Consider the following 19,827-nt stretch of genomic DNA (forward strand, 5'->3'; position numbering starts at 1 on the left):
GTAGCGCGCGAGGTTGGGTCCGCCACCGGGCGTGGCCTGCCGCGTGCCTTCGCAGGGCTGTCGTTTGCAGCCGTGCTTTTCACACAGTCGTGCGAATCATCAATTAAGTATATAAAGTCGTTTGCTGAATTTAAGGGAAAACCCTAGAGTAGAGGCTTCCCGTCCCGCCGAGCAAAACGCCGTCATGCCGTCTCCCATCACCCTCGACCGCAAATCACTGATCCGCCTTGCCGTCGTCACCGTACTGACGGGCGTTGGCGCGGGACTCGGCGGCATGCTGCTCGCGCTGCTGCTGCACGCCGTCCAGCACGTCGCGTACGGCTACAGCCTGAATGCGATCGTCGGCGGCGAAAGCTTTTTACAAGGGGTCGATGGCGCGTCGCCCGAACGGCGCGTGATCGTCATGGCCGTCTGCGGTCTGATCGCGGGATTCGGCTGGTGGGCCGTGCGCCGTTTCGGCCGTCCGCTCGTCAGCATCAAACAGGCGGTGAAATCGCCCGACACGCGCATGCCGATGCTCAGCACGCTCGCGCATGCGCTGCTGCAGATCGTGACGGTCGCGCTCGGCTCGCCGTTGGGCCGCGAGGTCGCGCCGCGCGAAGTCGGCTCGCTGGCGGCAGGTTGGCTGGCGCGCGTCGCTGGCCTGTCGGCGAACGAAACGCGCGTGATGATCGCCTGCGGCGCGGGCGCCGGGCTCGCCGCCGTGTACAACGTGCCGCTCGGCGGCGCGGTATTCGTGCTCGAAGTGCTGCTCGTCACATTCGATGCGACCACGGTTGCGATTGCGCTCGTGACGTCGGTGATCGCCGCTGTGGTCGCGTGGATGGGGCTTGGCGACGAGTCGCAATACGCGATTCCGTCGTTCGCGCTGAGCGGCAGCCTGATTGCGTGGTCGGTGGCGACAGGGCCAGTGTTCGGCATCGCCGCATACGCGTTCTCGCGCTTCATGGATCGTGCGCGCAATGCCGCGCCGGGTGCGGGCTGGCTGATGATTCCGCTCAACGTGCTGAACTTCGCCGTGATCGGTTTGCTCGCCGTGCACTTCCCGCAATTGCTTGGCAACGGCAAGGGCACTGCGCAGCTAGGCTTCGACGGTCAGTTGAGCATCGGGCTCGCGGCGGCGCTCCTTGCGTTGAAGGTTGCCGTGAGCGCGAGCAGCCTGCGCGTCGGCGCGCATGGCGGTCTGCTGACGCCGGGGCTGACGGTCGGCGCGCTACTGGCCGTCGTGCTCGGCGGCGCGTGGAATCTGATCGGCGCGAGCGTGCCCGCCGGCGCGTTTGCGCTGGTCGGGGCAGCGGCGTTTCTCGCTTCGTCGATGAACATGCCGATCACCGCGATCGTTCTGGTCGCCGAGTTCACCCACCTTGGCCACGACATGCTGTTCCCGGTGGTGTTCGCGGTTGCCGGCTCAGTTGGCGCGAGCCGCGTGTGCGCGATGCTGGCGAGCCGCGCGAGCGCCGGGGCGACGGCTATGCCGACGCATATGGCGGCAAGCGTGACGGCGAATGCGGCGCAAGAGCGGCCCGCTGCGATGAAGCTGTTGCCCGTCACGCACAAGTGAAGATCGAACGGCGCATCACGTGAGGCAAGCGGATGCGCCGCGATTCAGAAGGTCGCCCAATCGGTTTCGGCGCGGCTCGCGGCCGTTTTTTCGGCATTCGGCAACTGGGCGGCGAGCGGTTTTGCAGAAGCAGCGTCCGTCGTTTTCCTGGGTGCGGCCACGGCGGCACGCGCGACGGCTCGCGAAGGAGTCGGCGCAGCGTGCATTGCGTTTGCGTGCTGCCCGCCCGGCAACCTGAACACCGACACCAGTTCACGCAGCGTCGCCGCCTGCGACGCCATCGACTGCGTCGCCGCCGAAGCCTGCTCGACGAGTGCCGCATTCTGCTGCGTCACCTCGTCCATCTGCGAGATAGCGACATTGACCTGCTCGATGCCGCGATGCTGCTCGCCGGACGCCGCGCTGATCTCGCCCATCAGATCGGACACCTGGCGCACCGACTGCACGATTTCGCCCATCGTGCGGCCCGCCTCGTCGACGAGCGCGGTGCCGCTGTTCACGCGGCTCACCGATTCCCCGATCAGATCCTTGATCTCCTTCGCCGCCGCGGCGCTGCGCTGTGCGAGCGTGCGCACCTCGCCCGCGACGACCGCGAAGCCGCGTCCCTGTTCGCCCGCGCGTGCCGCTTCGACGGCCGCGTTAAGCGCAAGGATGTTGGTCTGAAACGCGATCCCTTCGATCACCGAGATGATCTGCGCCACCTGCTGCGAACTGGTCGAGATGCCGTGCATCGTATCGACCACGCGGCTCACGACCTCGCCGCCGCGCGCCGCCGTTTCCGACGCGCGCGCCGCCAGCGCATTGCCCTGGGTGGCGTTCTCCGCGTTCTGCCTGACGGTCGCCGTCAGCTCTTCCATGCTAGCGGCCGTTTCTTCTAGCGATGCGGCCTGTTCTTCCGTGCGCTGGCTCAGATCGGCGTTGCCCGCGGCGATTTGCGACGAGCCCGCTGCGATGCTTTCGCTGCTCGAACGCACGCGGCTGACCGTATCCTGCAGACGTTCGTTCATGTGGCGCAGCGCGCCGAGCAATTGGCTCAGTTCGTCCGTGCCATCGATGGCGATCGCCGCAGTCAGATCGCCGCGCGCGACGGTCTCGGCTACCTCGACGGAACCGCGCAGCGGCCCGATGATCGAGCGCGTGGTGACGACGGCGATGAACGCGCCCGCAAGCAACGCAAGCGCCGACAGCACGACGGTCCAGATGCGCGCACTGTGGAAGGCATCTCCCGCTTTCGCGACTTCCTCGACCGAGCCCTGATGGTTCAGCTTGATGTCGCTGTCGATCTGATCGAGCGTCGCCGTGAAGCGCGTCGACGCTTCGCCCGCCGCGACTTGCCGCGCTTCGGCCGCACTCGCTTCGCCCGCGTCGATCAGCTTTTCGATTTTCTGGTCGACTTCGAGATAGCTGGCCCACGACGACTTGATGCTGTCGTACAGCTGCTGTTCTTCGGGCGACGAGATCAGCGTCGAATAGGCGTTCAACGACTGCGCGAAAGCAGTCACGGCATCCGCGTGCTGAGCGCGCGTGGTGCGAATCTGGTCTGCGTCGGTGCTCAGCAATTCACGCAGCGACAGGCGGCGCACGTCGTCGGCATGACCGCGCATGGTGCCGAGCGTTTCGACGCTGGGCAGCCAGTCACTGCCGATACGATGCGTGCCCTCGTAGATGCGCGACGATTGCAGCAGGCCGACGCCGCCGACCGCGCAAAGCAGAAGCAGAACGATTGCAAAGCCCGCGCCGAGACGCGGACCAATCTTGAGAGTGTGGAGAAACGTCATTGCCCATTGAGATGAAGAGACGAACACGTTCTCTTAACGTCAAAGTGGTATGCGTTCTACAATTTAGTTTCAAATATGACGAATGGCCGACGGCGGCGCTACTGCGGCATTACGGCGAGGCCGTGCATGAAAGCTTGCGGAGGCAACGTTCGGGCAGCGTGTCGTCAGGCATCGGTCGACGTATTGCCGGGTGCGAACATCGACATCCTTCGCAAGATCCATTCGAGCAATTCATTCGCCGCTGCCGCGAGAGGCCGTCCCGACTTCACGAGCAAGCGCGCCTTCGCGCCCTGAAACAACGGATGATCGATCGGCACGATGGCGAGTTCTTCCGCCACCAGTTCGCGATACGCAGCGAACTCGCCGATCAGCGTGACGCCGTCGCCATGCGCGATGAAGCGCTTGAGCGCGGTCAGCGAATTGCTGGTGAGCGTCGCGCGGATCTCGATGTTCTCCGCGAACTCCAGCATTTTCGCGGCGTGGCCGATGCCGAAGGTGGCGGGCATCAGCGCGAGCGGCCATTCCAGCAGGTCCTTCACGCTGGCGGACGTGCCGCGCAACGCCAGCGGATGATCGCGTCTGACCAGCAAAACGACGGGCTGCGCCGAACTCGCGCGGTACTCGATGCGCGGATGCGGCGGCGGATTGTACGCAAGCCCGATATGCGCGCGGCTTTCGGCGACCTGGTTGAGCAGATCGTCGACGGCGAGACTTTCGATATTGATATCGAGCTGCGGATACTTCGCGCAAAACGGCGCGATCACTTCCTCGATCAGCGGATCGACATAGCCCTCGCTAACGGCCAGTTGCACCTGGCCTTGCTGAAGCCCCTTCAGCAAATGCAGCTGGTCTTCGAGCTTTTCCTGCTGCGAACGGTAGCCACGCCAGAACTCGAGCAGATGCATGGCGGCCTCGGTCGGCTTGACGCCGCGCGCCTCGCGCTCGAACAGCGTCGTATCGAGTTCCTCTTCGAGCAGTCTGATCTGGCGCGTAATCACGGAAGGCGACGTGTTCAGGCTGTCCGCCGCGCCGCGAATCGTGCCGTGCGAGAGCACCTCGTGAAAGTAGCGCAGCCGTTGCTGATTGATTTCGCGCATGTCGGCGGTCTCCAGAGCGTTAATGGGCTGTCGTTGCCTTGCAAGCAACGAAGTGTGAACTTAGTTGCTCTTGCTCGCGCATTTTTACCCCGACACCATGCTGGAACGCAAGCACGGAATCCAAACCCGACATACCGGAGACGAACATGACAGCACGACAGACCCTGCGGGAGAGCGACGCGGCTCGCGCCCTCTACAACCGGCTCAACTGGCGGTTGCTGCCGTTTCTTCTCGCCTGCTACATGTTTGCGTATCTGGACCGCGTGAATGTCGGCTTCGCCAAGTTCCAGATGCAGAGCGACCTCGGTTTCTCGGATGCGGCATATGGCGTCGGCGCGGGCATCTTCTTTCTGGGTTATGTGCTGTTCGAATTGCCGAGCAATCTGCTGCTGCCGAAAATCGGCGCACGCAAGACGTTCAGCCGCATTCTCGTGCTATGGGGCATCACGTCGGCGTGCATGCTGTTCGTGCGCAACGTGCCGATGTTCTACGGCATGCGCTTTCTGCTGGGCATTTTCGAAGCGGGCTTCGCGCCGGGCATGATCTATTACCTGTCGTGCTGGTACGGGCCGACGCGCATGGCGCGCGCCATCGCGATCGTGTTTCTCGCCGGGCCGCTGGGCGGGATCGTCGGCGGGCCGTTGTCGGCGTGGCTGATTTCGGCGCTCTCGGGTGTCCATGGGCTGGCGGGCTGGCAGTGGATGTTTCTCGTCGAAGGCCTGCCGTGCATCGTGCTAGGCGTGCTCACGCTGTTCGTGCTGTCGAACCGTCCCGCCGACGCGCGCTGGCTGAGCGCAGATGAAAAGCAGTTGCTGGAAAGCGAAACGGGCGTGGCGCACGCGCACAACCACTCGTTCAAGGCCGTGGCGCGCGATCCGCGCGTCTATCTGCTGGCCTTCGCGTACTTCTCGATCATTTTCCCGATCTACGCGATCAGCTTCTGGCTGCCGACGCTGATCAAGGAGCAGGGCGTGAGCGACACGCTGCGTCTTGGCTGGTATGTCGCGATTCCGTATGTCGCGGCGGGGATCGGCATGTACGTCGCGGGACGCAGTTCGGACCGTTCGGGCGAGCGGCGTCTGCACTGCGCGTTGCCTGCTCTGATTGGCGCGTTGTTGCTGATCGCATCGATTTTCACGCAAGGGCACCTGTTCGCGACGCTCGCACTGCTGACGGCGGCGACGGCGATGATGTGGATGGCCTACACGGTGTTCTGGGCAATGCCTGCCGAATACATCAAAGGCCCGGCGGCGGCGGGCGGCATTGCGCTGATCAATACGATCGGATTGTCGGGCGGTTTCTGGGGGCCGGCGGCAATCGGCTGGGCGCGCACGGCGACGGGCAATTCGCAACTCGCGCTGATCGTGATGGCGGTCATGCCGGTGATCGCAGGTCTGCTGATTCTCGCCAACCGGTCGACGCGCAAGCCCGTTCATGAAGCGGCCGAGTTGACGCTGAGCCCCGAATCGAACTGAGTTCGCTGAACAAGAGGATGAAAGAGTCATGAAGATCCTGATCGCCGGTTTTCAGCACGAGACCAACACCTTTGCGCCGACCCGGGCGTCGTATCAGAGTTTCGTTCAGGGCGAGGGCTTTCCGCCTTTGACGCGCGGCGCCGACGTGCTGACGCTGCGTGACGTGAACGTGCCGATTGGCGGCTTCATCAAGGCCGCGGAGGCGGCGGGCCACGAACTGATTCCCGTCATCTGGGCGGGCGCGAGCGCGTCCGCGCACGTGACGGAAGACGCCTACGAGCGTATCGCCGGCGAGATCGTCGATGCCGTGCGCGCGGGTGGCTTCGATGCCATCTATCTCGATCTGCATGGTGCAATGGTCGCCGAGCATGTCGACGACGGCGAAGGCGAACTGCTCGCGCGCGTTCGGGGCGTCGCCGGTGATGACATGCCGCTCGTCGTCTCGCTCGATCTTCACGCGAACGTGACGGACAGGATGCTGCAACTCGCGGATGCGATCGTCGCGTATCGAACCTACCCGCATGTCGACATGGCTGAAACGGGCGAGCGTGCCGCCGCGTTGCTCGAAAGGCTGACGCATGATCGACGCCCTTTGAAACGCGCGTCGCGGCGCATTCCGTTTCTGATTCCCGTGAATGCGATGTGCACGCTCGTCGAGCCCGCGCTCGGCGTGTACGAGATGCTCGCTGCGCTCGAAGACGGAGCGGTTGCTTCGCTGTCGTTTGCGCCGGGCTTTCCCGCAGCGGATTTTCCTGAGTGCGGGCCCGTGATCTGGGGTTATGGCGATGACGAAGACGCGCTCGTGAAGGCCATCGATGCGCTTCACGCGCGCATGCTCGCCGATGAAGCGCAATGGGAAGTGCGCTTTCTTTCACCCGACGAAGCGGTGAGCGAAGCGTCGCGTCTCGCGCAACATGCGGACAAGCCCGTGATCATCGCCGATACGCAGGACAATCCGGGCGTGGGTGGCGATTCGAACACGATGGGCATGGTGCGCGCGTTGTTGCGTCATCGCGTGCAGGACGCGGCCGTAGGCGTGATATGGGACGCTCAGGCGGCGGCAGCGGCGCATCGCGCGGGCGTCGGCGCGCGCATCGAACTGGCGCTGGCGGGCCGCTCGGGTGTGCCGGGCGACGCGCCGCTACAAGGCGTTTTCGAAGTCGAGCATCTGTCGGATGGGCGTTTTCGTTTTGACGGTCCGATGATGAACGGCATGCAGGGCGATCTTGGGCCGGTGGCGTGTTTGCGTATCGACGGTGTGCGGATCGTGGTCAGCACGATCAAGATGCAGATTTTCGAACGCAACTTTTTTCGCGTTGGGGGCGTCGAGCCTGAACAGATGAAGGTGCTTGTGGTGAAGAGTTCGGTGCATTTCCGCGCGGATTTTCAGGCGGGCGCGCATGCGGTTCTGGTGGCGAAGGCACCCGGACCGATGGCCGCCGATCCGGCGGATTTGCCGTGGCGAAGGCTGGATGAGCGTATGCGGGTGCGGCCGATGGGGATGACGTTCGGGGAATTCGCGGTGGGAGAAACGGGCGTGCGTGCGGCGGGGTGTGATCTATTCGGCATTAACGCTGCGCACGCCTGATATTCGATGTCTTATCCGCCGTCGTAAATCGACGAACGCGCGATGACTCGGTTCGTGCCGCGCGGACAGCGGCACATCACGATGTCGCCATCGCGTACGCCACGCGAGGCTCCTATTCCCCAGTTCAGCGCGGTGCCATAGATGGGGCCATTCTGTCCGCAGCGTGGACAGGACGCGAGCCCCATGTGGCGCGCAAGCGGCTGTCCATCGTCGAGCATCGTTACGTCACCATCCAGCACTCGGCCTCCCGTGGTGGTCAGGTTTCCTTTGAGTGCGATCAATCTCGTCATCCAGTTTCTCCTGATTTCTTCATTCTTGATTGGTTATCGAAAATCATATAGCACGTACAACGAATGGAAATTGTCAAGGTTTGCAAATGGTTTACGAAAAGCAACATATGATTAAATAGTAGGATAACTACGCTTTTCAATAAATCTCACACGTCTTAATCTCTTGGCCCAAAGCGACCGCATTGTTTGCATCAACGGATGCGGTGTCGACACACGAGAGAGTTTCGTGGCACTGGCGTGGGACGGAGGAGAAGCGATGGCGAGCCTGTTCGAGGACAGCAGAGCGTATGCAGGTGGCCTGATGGCGATCACAGGGCGTCAGGCATATTTTCTTGAAGTTCCGGGGGCGGCGAGCGCGGCGGCGCTCTCCGTAGTCTCGTTCGAGGCCACCGAACGTATCGGGGCGCCCACCGAGATCCGCATTCAGCTCACGCATCCGGGCAAGCTTGCACGCGAGGACTATTTGAACCGGGACGCGGTATTCCTGGTTGATCCCGCACCCGGTACGCCACGCAGCTTCTCCGGCTTCATTGCGTCGCTCTCGACTCTTAAGACGACGAAGGACTTCACCCGCTACGAAGTCATCGTCATGTCTCACCTCGCCCGGCTCGATGCGGTCACCACGAGCCACATCTATCAGCATCAGACAACGCCGCAGATCATCGAGGCCGTGTTGCGACGTCACGGGCTGAAGGGCCACCAGTTCGCTTTCCGGTTGCGCCGGACGTATCCGCAGCACCTGTTCCGTTTCCAGTACCGGATGACCGATCTCGCTTTCGTCCAGATGCTGATGCAAAAAGCGGGCATCTACTGCTACACGGTCGAGACCGAGCATGGCGACCAGATCGTGTTTGGTGACGACATCGACCATTACATCTATGAACCGCAACTCGATGTCCCATACCGGGAGAATGCGGGACTCGAAGCGGCGATCGAGTCAGTGTTCTCGCTGGAGACCCACGCGCGGACCGTGCCGCAGTCGTTCTCGGTGGCCGACTATAACCCCGAACAGGCGTGGGAACGCTTCCGGGACGAGGCAAACGTCGCACCTCAGGATCCCACCACCTACGGCCAGCCGTACATCTACGGCACGCATCACCTGGATCAGGCGAGCGCGAAGTGGGAGGCGCAACTTCGTCACGAGGCGGCGATAGCATGGCAGGTCGTCTACGAGGGCGAAAGCAACGTGCTCGCGCTACAACCGGCGCGTATCCTGCGTGTCGATGAGGCGTTGCCCGATGCGCCCGATGGTCAGGTCGTGATCGCGGTCACGCATCGTGGCGCACGCGATGCGGCCTACACGAACACCTGGCAGGCGATTCCGTCCGGGCGGCGTTTCCGGTTGAAGCTGGAGGAGTCGACGTGGGCGAAGATCCCCGGTTCGCTGTCGGCACGGGTGACGTCGCCCGACCAATACAAATACGCCTATCTGACTGCCGCTGGTTACTACACGGTGCGTTTCGACACGGATTTTGCACCGTGGCCCGCTGGCGGGGAGAGTGTGCCGCTGCGTCTGGCGAAACCGTTCGCCGGGGCGTTGCAGACGGGCTTCCACTTTCCGGCGCTGGACGGCACGGAGGCCGTGATCGAGTTCAGGGACGGCGATCCCGACAAGCCGTATATCGCGGCCTTCCATCATCACAGTCATGCCGTCGACCACGTGACGAGCGACCGGCGCTGGCTCTCGCGTAACGTGATCCGCACGCAGAGCAACAACAAGCTGCGCATGGAGGACTGGGAAGGTCAGGAAGGCATCAAGCTGTCGACCGAGCATTCGGGCAAGTCGCAACTGAACCTCGGCTATCTGGTCAACCAGAAGCTCGAACGGCGGGGTGAAGGGTTTGAATTGCGCACGTCGGGTTACGGTGCGATGCGCGCAGGGAAAGGGCAGTTCATCACGGCCTATGACCAGCCTGCGGCGGGTGGTCAGCAACTGGATATGCAGGAGACTATCGCACAGCTTGAAAGCGCGCTGGAACTGGCGAGAGCGCTGGCGGACTCGGCGCACAGTGCGAAGGCTGTCCCCGCCGACACTGACGCGCAGCATCAGGTCAATGACGAACTCAATGGCCTGAAAAAGCCGGGGGTGCTTGCGAGTGCGCCCGCATCCGTGGGGATTGTTTCGGGCAGTGGCGTCCAGATCTGCGCAAAGGACAACATCAACGCGGTCGCAGGGAAAAGCGCGGATATCAGCGTGGCGAAACGCTTCACCGTGGCGGCGGGCGAACTTGTCTCAATGTTCGCGCAGAAGCTCGGGATGAAGCTGATCGCCGCGAAAGGTCCAATTGATCTGCAGGCTCAAAGCGATGCGATGTCGTTACTGGCAGACAAGGATGTGAGCGTGACCAGTGTCAATGGCACGGTACGCATCAGCGCGAAGAACGAACTCATCCTCGAATGCGGCGGGGCGTTTGTTCAACTCAAGGACGGAAGCATCACCTTGGGCGGACCGCTCGATCTGTTTCTGAAGGTCATTACGGTTCAGAAAAAAGGAGCGCAATCGATGAACGCCAATCCGACACTGGAACAAGGTTTTGGCTCGATTCCTAAGAGTCGCGCGGACCATTACTCCAACTGACGGCGACACGGATACGAGAAAATGGTTAGGCATCTGAATCATCCGACTCATCCCGTCAAACCGGCCGCGCCTGCAGCGCAGCCGCCGCAGTGGCAGCCCCTGAACTGGAGTTTCCCTTTTGCGCCCATCAATGGCAATCCGGCGAATCCCCAGACGTGGCTCACCGCACTGGCAAGTGGTGATGGCGGCTTCTACCCGCTCGGGGCAAACGGCATGTTTCACGGCGGCATCCATTTCGACGCTGGCACGGGTGGCGCGTTAATGCAGGGTAAGGGTGTTCAGGCAATCGCTGACGGCGAAGTCGTGGCTTATCGGCTTGACGCTTCCTATCCCGAGCTGACCTATCCGACCACGCCTCCTCGCCACGCGCTGTATTCGACGGGGTTTGTGCTGATACGTCACAAGCTCGTGCTGCCGCCGGCGCCAGAGACATCAAGCGCGTCATCAACGACGGCTTCACCCGTATCGAGTGCCTCTGCAACGACCACCAGTGCCACGCAGGCTTACCAACCGCCTGCCGACGAGGTGCTGGAGTTCTACAGCTTATACATGCACCAGCTCGATTGGGCCGGTTATCGGGCGGCGCAGTCAGACGATGGCAGTTCATCTGCGCTGTCTATCCACACGCGTCCCTTCTGGCAAGGCGACCGACATTTCCGTGTCGGCGGCAAGGCGGGGGATCGCCAGGCGCAACCTCCCCAGCGCAATACGCTGTTCCGGTTCGATCTGGCTTCAGCGAGTACCTATCCCCCCGCACCAGGCGACGGCGCGCAGCTTGGAGGCATTGCGGCCGGGCCATCGCCCGACAGTCTTGGTGTGCTTGCGCCGGCTGCCGACACCAAGGTCCGATATGCATTGCCGCTAGCTGATGCCCCCGGTGCCGCAGACGCACCGCAGGGCGTCCAGGGCGTCCGCATCCTGGACAGGGCTGATGGAACCGTGATTGGTCTGCTGCCGCGAGGTAGCGAACTAAGCGTTGTCGGAAGTGCCGTGGCCCGCTGGGCGCAAATCGCGAAGATTCTCAAGGGGTCGCCTGTTGCCGCCGTCGCTGGCGCGACACCTGATCCGCGCGCTGCGACGGGCTGGGTCAATCTCGACGTACTTGATGCGGTCGTCGAGCCCAAGCCGCTGGATACGGTAGTCGTGCTCGACAAGCCGTATCCGGTCAAGGCGGGCGACGTGGTGGGCTATCTGGGCGAGTACCAGAACTCCGCCCATTCGCAGGTGCTCCCACCGACACCGAAGCGCACGCTGCTTCACGTCGAGGTATTCACTGGGGCCCAAATCGAGACTTTCATCAGCAAGAGTCAGGCCCGGGCGAAGAAACTGCCCGAGAGCGGGAAAACGTTGCTCGTGATCCGGCAGGGCGCGAAGCTCGTCAAATGTCCCGATCCGCAGAGCAACACCCAGTTGACGGGTCTCACGCTGGCGCTAGCGAAGGGCGATCCAGGCAAGGGATGTTGGGCTAAGGTGCAGCCGACCCGGTCTGGGCCTCAGTCGGCCGCGCGGGCACACGGTCGCTCCCCGCACGTCAGCAAGACACCCGTGGGTGATCCTCTTTGGGTTGAGCGGCAGTATGCGGGCAAGGTAGCCGGGGCAGTCGTCCATAGCTGGCCAGATTTCCCGCTACAGATTGCCAGTGCGCAGGGACCGGCCGTCGGATACCAACAGGTACTCTCTCGCGCGCAGCTTGAGCAGTCGGCCGACAACGGCAAAGCGGCGGACGATCAGGACAAGGGCGGCGCGCAGTGGTGGTCGATCGCGGCGGGCAATGCTGACGGTTCGACGATCTTGGGCTGGGTGTGCGAGAAGGATCACCCCGACACGCAGTGGCAAAGCCCCTGGGCGTGGCCGGGGTTCGATACGGTCGATACGACAAGCATTCCGTTGCTGGACATGTATAGGCGCAACCTATTCGAGGCCAAGCAGTTGCTTGACGGCGAGGAGGAGGAGTTCAGTGTCATTGCGGCAACAGTGAATGCCGGGCCGTTGATCGGGAAGCTGGAAAAGGCCGCTAAGCGGCAAAGGGACGGCAACGGGAACGTAACACCCGCCGATTTGAAGAACGCCTTGACGGTCCCTTGGCTCGCCGAGGCGGTCTCGCATCTGATCGTTCGCTATGAGAGTGAATGGGGCGGCGATATGGGTAAGTGGGACGGGTTATCGAAGCTGATGGGTGATGGGAAATACGTCTGGCAGGCGGAGTTGGAGCGTATAAAAAAGCTCCGATGGTGGGACGCAGCGAAGGCTGTGAAGGGCTTTCCGGCTGGTCCGGATGTGTGGCACATCCATCCGGTTGGGCTGGTGGGGAATTTTTTGCAAAGGGGGATATGTGATTGTAAAGCGCGGTTTGAAAAGATATCGAAGATAGTTTTGCTCAACGAAGGCGGATTCGTCAACGATTCAAATGATTCAGGCGGAGCTACGAATAAGGGAATCGCGTGGGCGACGTGGCAAGCACACGCTAGAGAGGATGTCGGATTAGAACCGACATTGGAGAATCTGAGAGGGTTGACCGACGATCAAGCAAAGATGATATATCTGAAGCGGTACTGGGAGCCCCGAGGTTTTTGCGGCATTACCAATGAGAAGACTGCCTTGAATATATACGATTGGACAATAACGTCTGGGAAGGCTATTAGAAAAATTCAGGAATTACTAACCTCGGAATACTCTAAAGCTACTGCGCATGACAATAGGATGTCGACAGATTTCGTCAATCAAATAAACTCTATCGAAGATCAGGAGGATCTGGTGCAAAAAATCGGAGCGGTGCGCAAACAGTACTATGCAGCTCTCGCATATGATAGAGAAGGAAAGCCAAACAAAAATCAGAAATTTTTGTCAGGATGGACTGGGCGAGTCGATCGATGCTTAAACTATAAAGGATGAGAATCTTGAGAATTGGCGCTTTATATCTCGGATGTGTTTGCGTTGCAGTTCTTGGAAGCGGAGTTCTTGGAAGCGGATATGCGCATGCGAGTTCATTCGATGGCGTTTGGGAGTGGAATGCTGCTCCAAGTACAAAGACGTTTTCGATTGAGCTTAAACAGCATGGGAGAATAGTTCAAGGTCAGTATTGTGCAGTGGCACAAAACGGCAATAGAACGGACTGTGACGATGAGGAGAACCTAAATATCAAAGGGACCATTGATCGCGCTGGGCAGTCGGCGACGGTCCATTTTTCCTCGTTTTTCGGCGCCGAAAACGGAAAAGCACAAATTAAGATTCAGAATGATCATCTGTTCTGGCATATTAAGAAAAATCCAGATAATGGCGAATTTTATGCTCCTAGTGATGCAGTTTTGGATCGTCGTTGATCAACGATGAATTCGGAAGCATCGTGTGGAACGACGTGATTCGAGATGGTGCTCGCGCACTCGACAACCTGGCTATTCAGCAGTGAGAAGAAATTCATCCCCATTGTAGCGACTGTGAATGCGAGCGTGCTGATCAGAATGCTGGAAAAGACTGTCTACTGAAAAAATAAAAACCATCGCATTATGTCTAGATAGGCGAACTCGTTTTCTTATCGATACGGTAGACCAGAAAGAATAGAATTTTCGTATTCTGAAAAAATGGGCAATGCGACTGGATTTTTATTTAATCATTATCTCCGATCAAATGTTGACTATACAAGAATCGCTTTCTTGACAGCTGGCCACGCAATCTTTAACAGGGCGCTTGAAATCGAAATGATGTTGGATGAAGTCGGCGAAAATTCGTCCCGGAAAGAATAGCTTGAGCCGATATAACGATGAGTTCTTTGTGACTTCAGCAATGGTTGCTGAATCGTTGTTGCTTGACAAGATGCTAAATTGTGCAACGATTATAAAATTTTGCATTCCGAATCGGATTTTCAGTTCAATCACTCAGATCGCAACGATTTGTTGATCAGAAATTTCCGTCGCAACAGCACTAAACATGCAGGTTTTTAAGCTATCGCTTTATGCCCTGGCCGATCCCAACATTCAAAAAAATCGAGCGACCTAAGCCGATCTCCTTGCGTCTGTGGTTGTCGACGCTCACGGCAATAGCCATTGGAATGGCCGGCGGCGTACTGCTGCTATGGCCGCATGGCAGGCCAACGCAGGGCCTCCAATTCTGGGCGCTATTGGTCGGCCTCCCGCTAGTCACTTGTGTGCTTGCGTACGGCATCCGGCTCGATCGTTGGGAGCGCGAGCAGACGATTGCCGAAGAGGCCGAGCGTGAGCAAGAGCGGATCACGTTGCTATGGCGACGGTGGTGCCGTCGTCGAGTTCAAGTCACCACAGCACTGGCGGTCCTTCCGATCCCGACTCCTACGACGCAACTGAGCGATGCCGATGCCGATCTCCCCGTGAACACAGGGCGCGCGAAAGCCTTCTTATGGATGCAAGGCAAGACCGAGGCGCTACGACGCCAGGAACTGTTGGACCACATCGCCAGCGGGCTACAGGCAACGCTCGCGGACAGACAGGCGATGTCCATCAAGCTTCTGCTTGACGATGCTTCACTCGCATTTGCAACCGCGTGGGAAGAGGCTGCCAAAACTACTTTTGGCACGATCGCGCCAAATTGCAACTTCACCGTCGTGGTCGAGCGGGCAGTGGGCTGTGCACAGTGGCTTGCGCAGCAAGTCGATCTCGATGATGCCGCGCCGCACCTCGTCCTCGCCATACAGATCTGGCCGAACGGTCAGAAGGAGCACAGCTTCAGTGAGAGCGCCGCCGCTCTTCTGATTGATGCGGCAGCCACGCAGGCAAGTTACATCTTCAGGCCGATGATCGTCGCAATCGATACGCTCGAAGGAGATCTGGCTCAGCTTGTCGACATGCAACTACAGCCGGAGACCGCGACGCACGTCTGGTTCACCAGGTGCGACGACGAGTCGGTCGCTATCACATCTGCGCTGGCGCCCGATCCCAAGATACCCGTGATCGAGCGGCAGCTTGACAGCGTCCTGGGCAAACCAGGGCCCGCGAGCAGCTGGATCGCGCTTGCCACCGCACTGGAGGCTGCACAGGGAGCTGGGCCACATCTTGTCGCCTGGCGTGAGTCGGAGAACGAGCCTTTGAACCTGTGCATGATCGCGCCAACACAGCCTCACTCGCCACGAGAGGAAATACAAACTTGACACTGAAGAAACACATCGTAGGCCGGTGTTTGGTCGCCGGAGCGATCATCGTCATCCTTGCCGGCGTGGTCCTGGTCACTGTTGACACGAAGGATCTGGCTGCCTGGTTTACGCGACACCGACAAATTATCGTCGGGACGACTGTGCTGATCGCGGGCGCACTCGCGTATGTCCTACCACGACGCCGACAGATCCAGCTCACTGTGCAGCAAGCTTCCAGGGAGCGGGGTATCGAGCCACCCGTGCCGGAGGACAAGGTCGCAATGGAGGCAGAGCAGAATGCCAGACGCGCCGCGGGATGGGCGAAGGATCTGCGCTTACAACTGCAGCAGACCCGGCGGTTCCGTTGGGCATACACCCATACCTGGCTACTTGTCACCGGCGACGCCCCCACCGTTCGCCGGTTGCTGCCCGAAGTGGCCGAAAGAGGCTGGCTCATCACGGACGATGTCGTGCTGCTATGGGGCGGAGTGGGAACGGATGGCCTGCCCGATGAATTGTGGCTGCGCCAGATTCGTCGGTTGCGTCGTGCCCGCCCGATCGATGCAATGGTGCTTGCGCTCGATGGAGCCACGCCGCTGCCTGATACCGCGCGCAGCACAACGGGGTGGGCTATGAATCTTGTGCGCACCATGAATACGCTGCAGTGGTCCGCGCCCGTGTACGTGCTGGATCAGGCTGAACTCCCAGCCAGAGCGCCTATCACGACGCCAGTTATCGGGTGCGAGTTGCCAAACGCGGCTGATGCACACTCTATCGGCTCTGCACTTGGTGGGTTGAACATTCGCATGGCCAACCTCGGTATCGCGCAGATCGGTCGCGACGACAGCGACCGCTACACGGGCCTCATGTCCCAGTATCTCGACGGCCGCATCGCGCCGCTGTCGAACTGGATCGCAGGCGTCAATTCGCGTTTGCGCCGCGCGGTGTGGGTACGAGGGGTGTTTTTCGCTTCCCGTCCACAGAAAGGGACCATGGAACTTGATACTGACCTCTGGTCTCACCTCGCCACCGACGCCCTCCGCACAGGCGGCCACCGCATCGGCCTGCATCCCGTCAGCGTCTTCTCGACTGCAACACTCGCAGCCATCGCACTATGGACCACAGGCCTGCTCCTCTCCGCCGCCACCAACGCCCGCGACCTCGTCCTCACCAGCGAAGCCGTGCACAACCTGCACACTGCGCGAGACTCCGCCACGCGTCTGCGCAACCTGCTCGCACTCCAGCAACGCATCGCACTGTACGAAGACCGCATACAGCACCACGCTCCGCTCCCAACCCGCTTCGGCCTGAACCACGACGCACCAACACTCGCGGCCATCTGGACGCCCTACTCGCGCACCGCCCGCGACACGCTTATCACACCCGTACAGCAGAACCTCGAAGCGCAACTGGTCGATCTGAACCAGATGCAGACCGCCCAGCTCGATAGCCAGACGAGCCAGCTTGCGCAGGACGGTCACAAGACCTTGAAGACCTACCTGATGATGTCGGAGCCTGCACACGCCGATCCATCGTTCATGACGCCATTGCTGCCACACTACTGGAACATCGCCGCCGACCTGCCGCCAGGCGAGAAGCTCGACCTCTCGCAGCGTCTGCTCGGCTTCTACGCGGAGCACCTGAAACAGCACCCGGAATGGCGCATCGACGCCCGCGACGACCTCATCAACGGCTCGCGTCAGACATTGCTCGTCGTGATCGGCGTAAAGAATTCCGAAGACACGATCTATCAGGACATCGTCGCGTCCGTCGGCAGGAAGTATCCGGACCAGACGCTCGCCTCTCTGACAGCCGGCACCGACACACGTGGCCTGTTCCGCACCTCGGCCTTCGTTCCCGGCGTATTCACGCGCGAGGCGTGGGAGGGCACGATCGCCCAGGCCATCGACGACGCCGCAAAACACAACGGCACCGCCAGCGACTGGGTGCTCGCCGGCGCCAACACGACAAACAGCACACAGCAAGCGCAAACCGCATCGTCTCCCGAGGCGCTGAAAGCCGCCCTCATCAGCCATTACTTCGCCGACTACGCCGAACACTGGCAAGCCTTCATGAACACGATCCAGTGGGAGCGCGCACCGTCGATGCCCGCCGCCATCGGTCAGTTGAAGGCCATGGCCGACGCGCGCCAGTCGCCACTGATCGCGTTGATGAAGTCGCTCGAGTATCAGGGCAGCGCGGGCGCCCAGAAGGCCTCACTATCCGACACGCTCGTCACGAAGGCGCAGAACATCTTCGGCGGCAACAAGGCCGATGAACCGCAGGCAGCACGCCCCGATCCCGCAGGGCCACTCGGGCCGTCGTTCGGTCCCGTGCTGCGCCTCGTCGCACAGGGCACGGGCGGCGATGCCCCCTCATCGAACAACAAGACGGCAGCCGGCTACAGCGATCTGAGCCTGCAACGCTATCTGGAGCGCGTCACGACGTTACGGCTGCGGCTGCAGCAGATCGGCGACAGCCCGGACGCCGACGCACAGGCGCGGCAGGTCGCGCAAACGCTTTTCCAGGGCAAAGGCTCGGAACTCGCCGACACGCAGTCCTACGCGCGCCTGATCGCCGCGAGCGTCGGCGCGCAATGGGCGGGCATGGGCGATGCCCTGTTCGTGCGCCCCGTCGCGCAGGCCTTGCAGACCGTGCTCCAGCCTGCCCAGGCGAGCCTGAACGAAGCCTGGCAGCAGAGCATCGTCTCGGCGTGGAACCGCTCGTTCGCGGGACGCTATCCCTTCACCAGCACCGCCAACGACGCCTCGCTGCCCGAACTCGCGCGCTTCCTGCGACCGCAAGGCGGCCTGATCGCCGCGTTTCTCGCGAGCCAGCTTGCGGGCGTGCTGGAGTTGCAGGGCGACCAATGGATGCCCGTCACCACGGCAACGTCCTCGCTCGTCTTCGATCCGTCATTCCTTACCGCTATCAACACGCTGCAACGGATTGCAGGGCACCTGCTCGCGCAGGGCGAGCCGCAGTATCGGGTCGAATTCAAACCCGTGCCGTCGCCGGGCATCACGGATACGCTGCTCACCGTCGATGGCCAGAAGCTGCACTACTTCAACCAGCAGGAAACCTGGCAACCGATGAACTGGCCATCGAACGATCCGCAGAGAACGGGCACGCGCCTCGAATGGCAGACGGAGAAGGCAGGCACGAACCGCAGTCTGGAGTTCGACGGGCGCTGGGCATTCGTGCGCATGCTCGAACACGCGCGCGTGGAACCCGTCGATAGCGCAACGTACATGCTCACCTGGCAGGCTTCGCCGTTCGTGCGTGAAATCAGGCCGGCCGCCGCGAAGTCCGCCAGCGACCCCGCCTACGACATCGATACGCTCATCGCACAGGAGCCCGGCAAGCCTGCGCCTGGCAGCGACACGCATGCACTGGGCTACATGATGCGCACCGACGTGGGTAAAGGTCCGCTCGAACTGCTTGCGCTCAAGGGTTTCGTGCTGCCTTCGCGCATCTTCGTGAGCCGCTCACCGGGCACGGCGAACATGGCAAGGGACAACAGTCCGCCGCCTTTGCCGAAGGCCGCGCTTGAAGCGGGCAAACGCGCGGCCATACCGCTGCCGCAGAGCTGAGCCAACGAAGCGCTTCACATAACGCCAGACAAGTTTTTCAATCGTCTCTATACACTCTCTGTCAAACGCGTTCACAGTAATGAACTCGCGCTTTGGCGACTTCATCCCATAGGGAGAAGTCGCCGAGCGTGGGAAAATTTCCTGCCCCCAAGTCGCTGATGTGCCTTCGCCGCCGCCTCGGTCGAACCCACCAGATCTCGGAAACGCATACGCCCCGAGCTTGCACATCGCCGCCCTTTCCGGCGAAATGACGCATCCTCAACGCCCGCGCATGCACACAAGTCCATGATCTCCTTCGACACCGACGGCCATCGCTTCAACCTCCGCGCGGTCGCCGTCATCACGACAGGCGACCACGTCCTGCTGCACATGCTGGAAGGCGACGAATACTGGTCGCTGCCGGGCGGCCGCGTCGAGGCGGGCGAGGACGCGGCCACGGCCGTCGCGCGCGAGATGCGCGAGGAACTGGATATCGAGGTGCAAGTCGGGCACTTGCTGTGGATCGTCGAAAACTTCTTCGCGGGTGGTGGTCGCCCACATCACGAAGTCGGCCTGTACTTCGCGACGGAAGTCCCGCGCGACGCTCGCATCCTCGATCTCGACGCGCGCCACTCAGGCAGCGAACAGGGCCGCAAGCTCGAATTCGCGTGGTTCAACCGGCACGCACTGGCAAGCATCGACGTGCGGCCCGCGTTCCTGCGTCACGCGCTCGCGCAGGACCCGCTTCAGTTCGCGCACATCGTGTGTCGCGACCTCGCCTAGCCCTTTC

Annotated in this window: 12 protein-coding genes; 9 read left to right on the top strand and 3 right to left on the bottom strand. The window is 61.3% G+C overall.

Annotated features, from left to right (window positions below; translation table 11 throughout):
* The first annotated feature begins 184 nt into the window (after positions 1–184).
* Positions 185–1,561 carry a chloride channel protein gene (locus C2L66_RS31015; RefSeq protein ID WP_060610048.1) on the top strand — a complete coding sequence of 459 codons (1,377 nt, stop codon included), beginning with the start codon at positions 185–187 and terminating at the stop codon, positions 1,559–1,561.
* Positions 1,562–1,605: 44 nt separating this feature from the next.
* On the opposite strand, the gene C2L66_RS31020 is transcribed toward C2L66_RS31015, so the two are convergent.
* Entirely contained in the window at positions 1,606–3,339 is a 1,734-nt protein-coding gene (locus C2L66_RS31020) for a methyl-accepting chemotaxis protein (RefSeq protein WP_060610051.1), read from the bottom strand.
* Positions 3,340–3,503: 164 nt separating this feature from the next.
* A complete protein-coding gene (locus C2L66_RS31025; protein WP_060610055.1) occupies positions 3,504–4,436 on the bottom strand; it encodes a LysR family transcriptional regulator in 933 nt (310 codons plus the stop codon).
* A gap of 146 nt (positions 4,437–4,582) precedes the next feature.
* Here C2L66_RS31025 and C2L66_RS31030 point away from each other — a divergent pair, with 146 nt between their 5' ends.
* Both C2L66_RS31030 and C2L66_RS31035 read left to right on the top strand, forming a co-directional pair.
* Complete coding sequence (locus C2L66_RS31030; protein WP_060610058.1) at positions 4,583–5,911, top strand: MFS transporter; 1,329 nt, start codon at positions 4,583–4,585, stop codon at positions 5,909–5,911.
* Positions 5,912–5,939: 28 nt separating this feature from the next.
* Entirely contained in the window at positions 5,940–7,499 is a 1,560-nt protein-coding gene (locus tag C2L66_RS31035) for a M81 family metallopeptidase (RefSeq protein WP_060610060.1), read from the top strand.
* An 11-nt stretch (positions 7,500–7,510) separates the two neighbouring features.
* Here C2L66_RS31035 and C2L66_RS31040 read toward each other — a convergent pair whose 3' ends face one another.
* Positions 7,511–7,789: a PAAR domain-containing protein gene (locus C2L66_RS31040; RefSeq protein ID WP_060610063.1), complete on the bottom strand. Its 279-nt coding sequence runs from the start codon at positions 7,787–7,789 to the stop codon at positions 7,511–7,513.
* A gap of 256 nt (positions 7,790–8,045) precedes the next feature.
* Here C2L66_RS31040 and C2L66_RS31045 point away from each other — a divergent pair, with 256 nt between their 5' ends.
* From C2L66_RS31045 to C2L66_RS31065, 6 genes are all read left to right on the top strand, one after another.
* Positions 8,046–10,367 carry a type VI secretion system Vgr family protein gene (locus C2L66_RS31045; RefSeq protein ID WP_060610066.1) on the top strand — a complete coding sequence of 774 codons (2,322 nt, stop codon included), beginning with the start codon at positions 8,046–8,048 and terminating at the stop codon, positions 10,365–10,367.
* 21 nt (positions 10,368–10,388) lie between these two features.
* The gene (locus tag C2L66_RS31050; RefSeq protein ID WP_063803409.1) at positions 10,389–13,259 is read left to right on the top strand and encodes a glycosyl hydrolase 108 family protein; all 2,871 of its coding nucleotides are present in this window, start codon (positions 10,389–10,391) and stop codon (positions 13,257–13,259) included.
* Between the two features lie 5 nt (positions 13,260–13,264).
* Complete coding sequence (locus C2L66_RS40920; protein ID WP_148654658.1) at positions 13,265–13,687, top strand: hypothetical protein; 423 nt, start codon at positions 13,265–13,267, stop codon at positions 13,685–13,687.
* A 629-nt stretch (positions 13,688–14,316) separates the two neighbouring features.
* Positions 14,317–15,483, top strand: a complete 1,167-nt coding sequence (locus C2L66_RS31055) for a hypothetical protein (RefSeq protein ID WP_060610069.1) — start codon at positions 14,317–14,319, stop codon at positions 15,481–15,483.
* 203 nt (positions 15,484–15,686) lie between these two features.
* The gene (locus tag C2L66_RS31060; RefSeq protein WP_322789555.1) at positions 15,687–19,058 is read left to right on the top strand and encodes an ImcF-related family protein; all 3,372 of its coding nucleotides are present in this window, start codon (positions 15,687–15,689) and stop codon (positions 19,056–19,058) included.
* 285 nt (positions 19,059–19,343) lie between these two features.
* Positions 19,344–19,820 carry an NUDIX hydrolase gene (locus tag C2L66_RS31065; RefSeq protein WP_060610074.1) on the top strand — a complete coding sequence of 159 codons (477 nt, stop codon included), beginning with the start codon at positions 19,344–19,346 and terminating at the stop codon, positions 19,818–19,820.
* The last annotated feature ends 7 nt before the right edge of the window (positions 19,821–19,827 follow it).

Origin of the sequence: Paraburkholderia caribensis, from assembly GCF_002902945.1 — a bacterium.
Lineage (GTDB): Bacteria > Pseudomonadota > Gammaproteobacteria > Burkholderiales > Burkholderiaceae > Paraburkholderia > Paraburkholderia caribensis.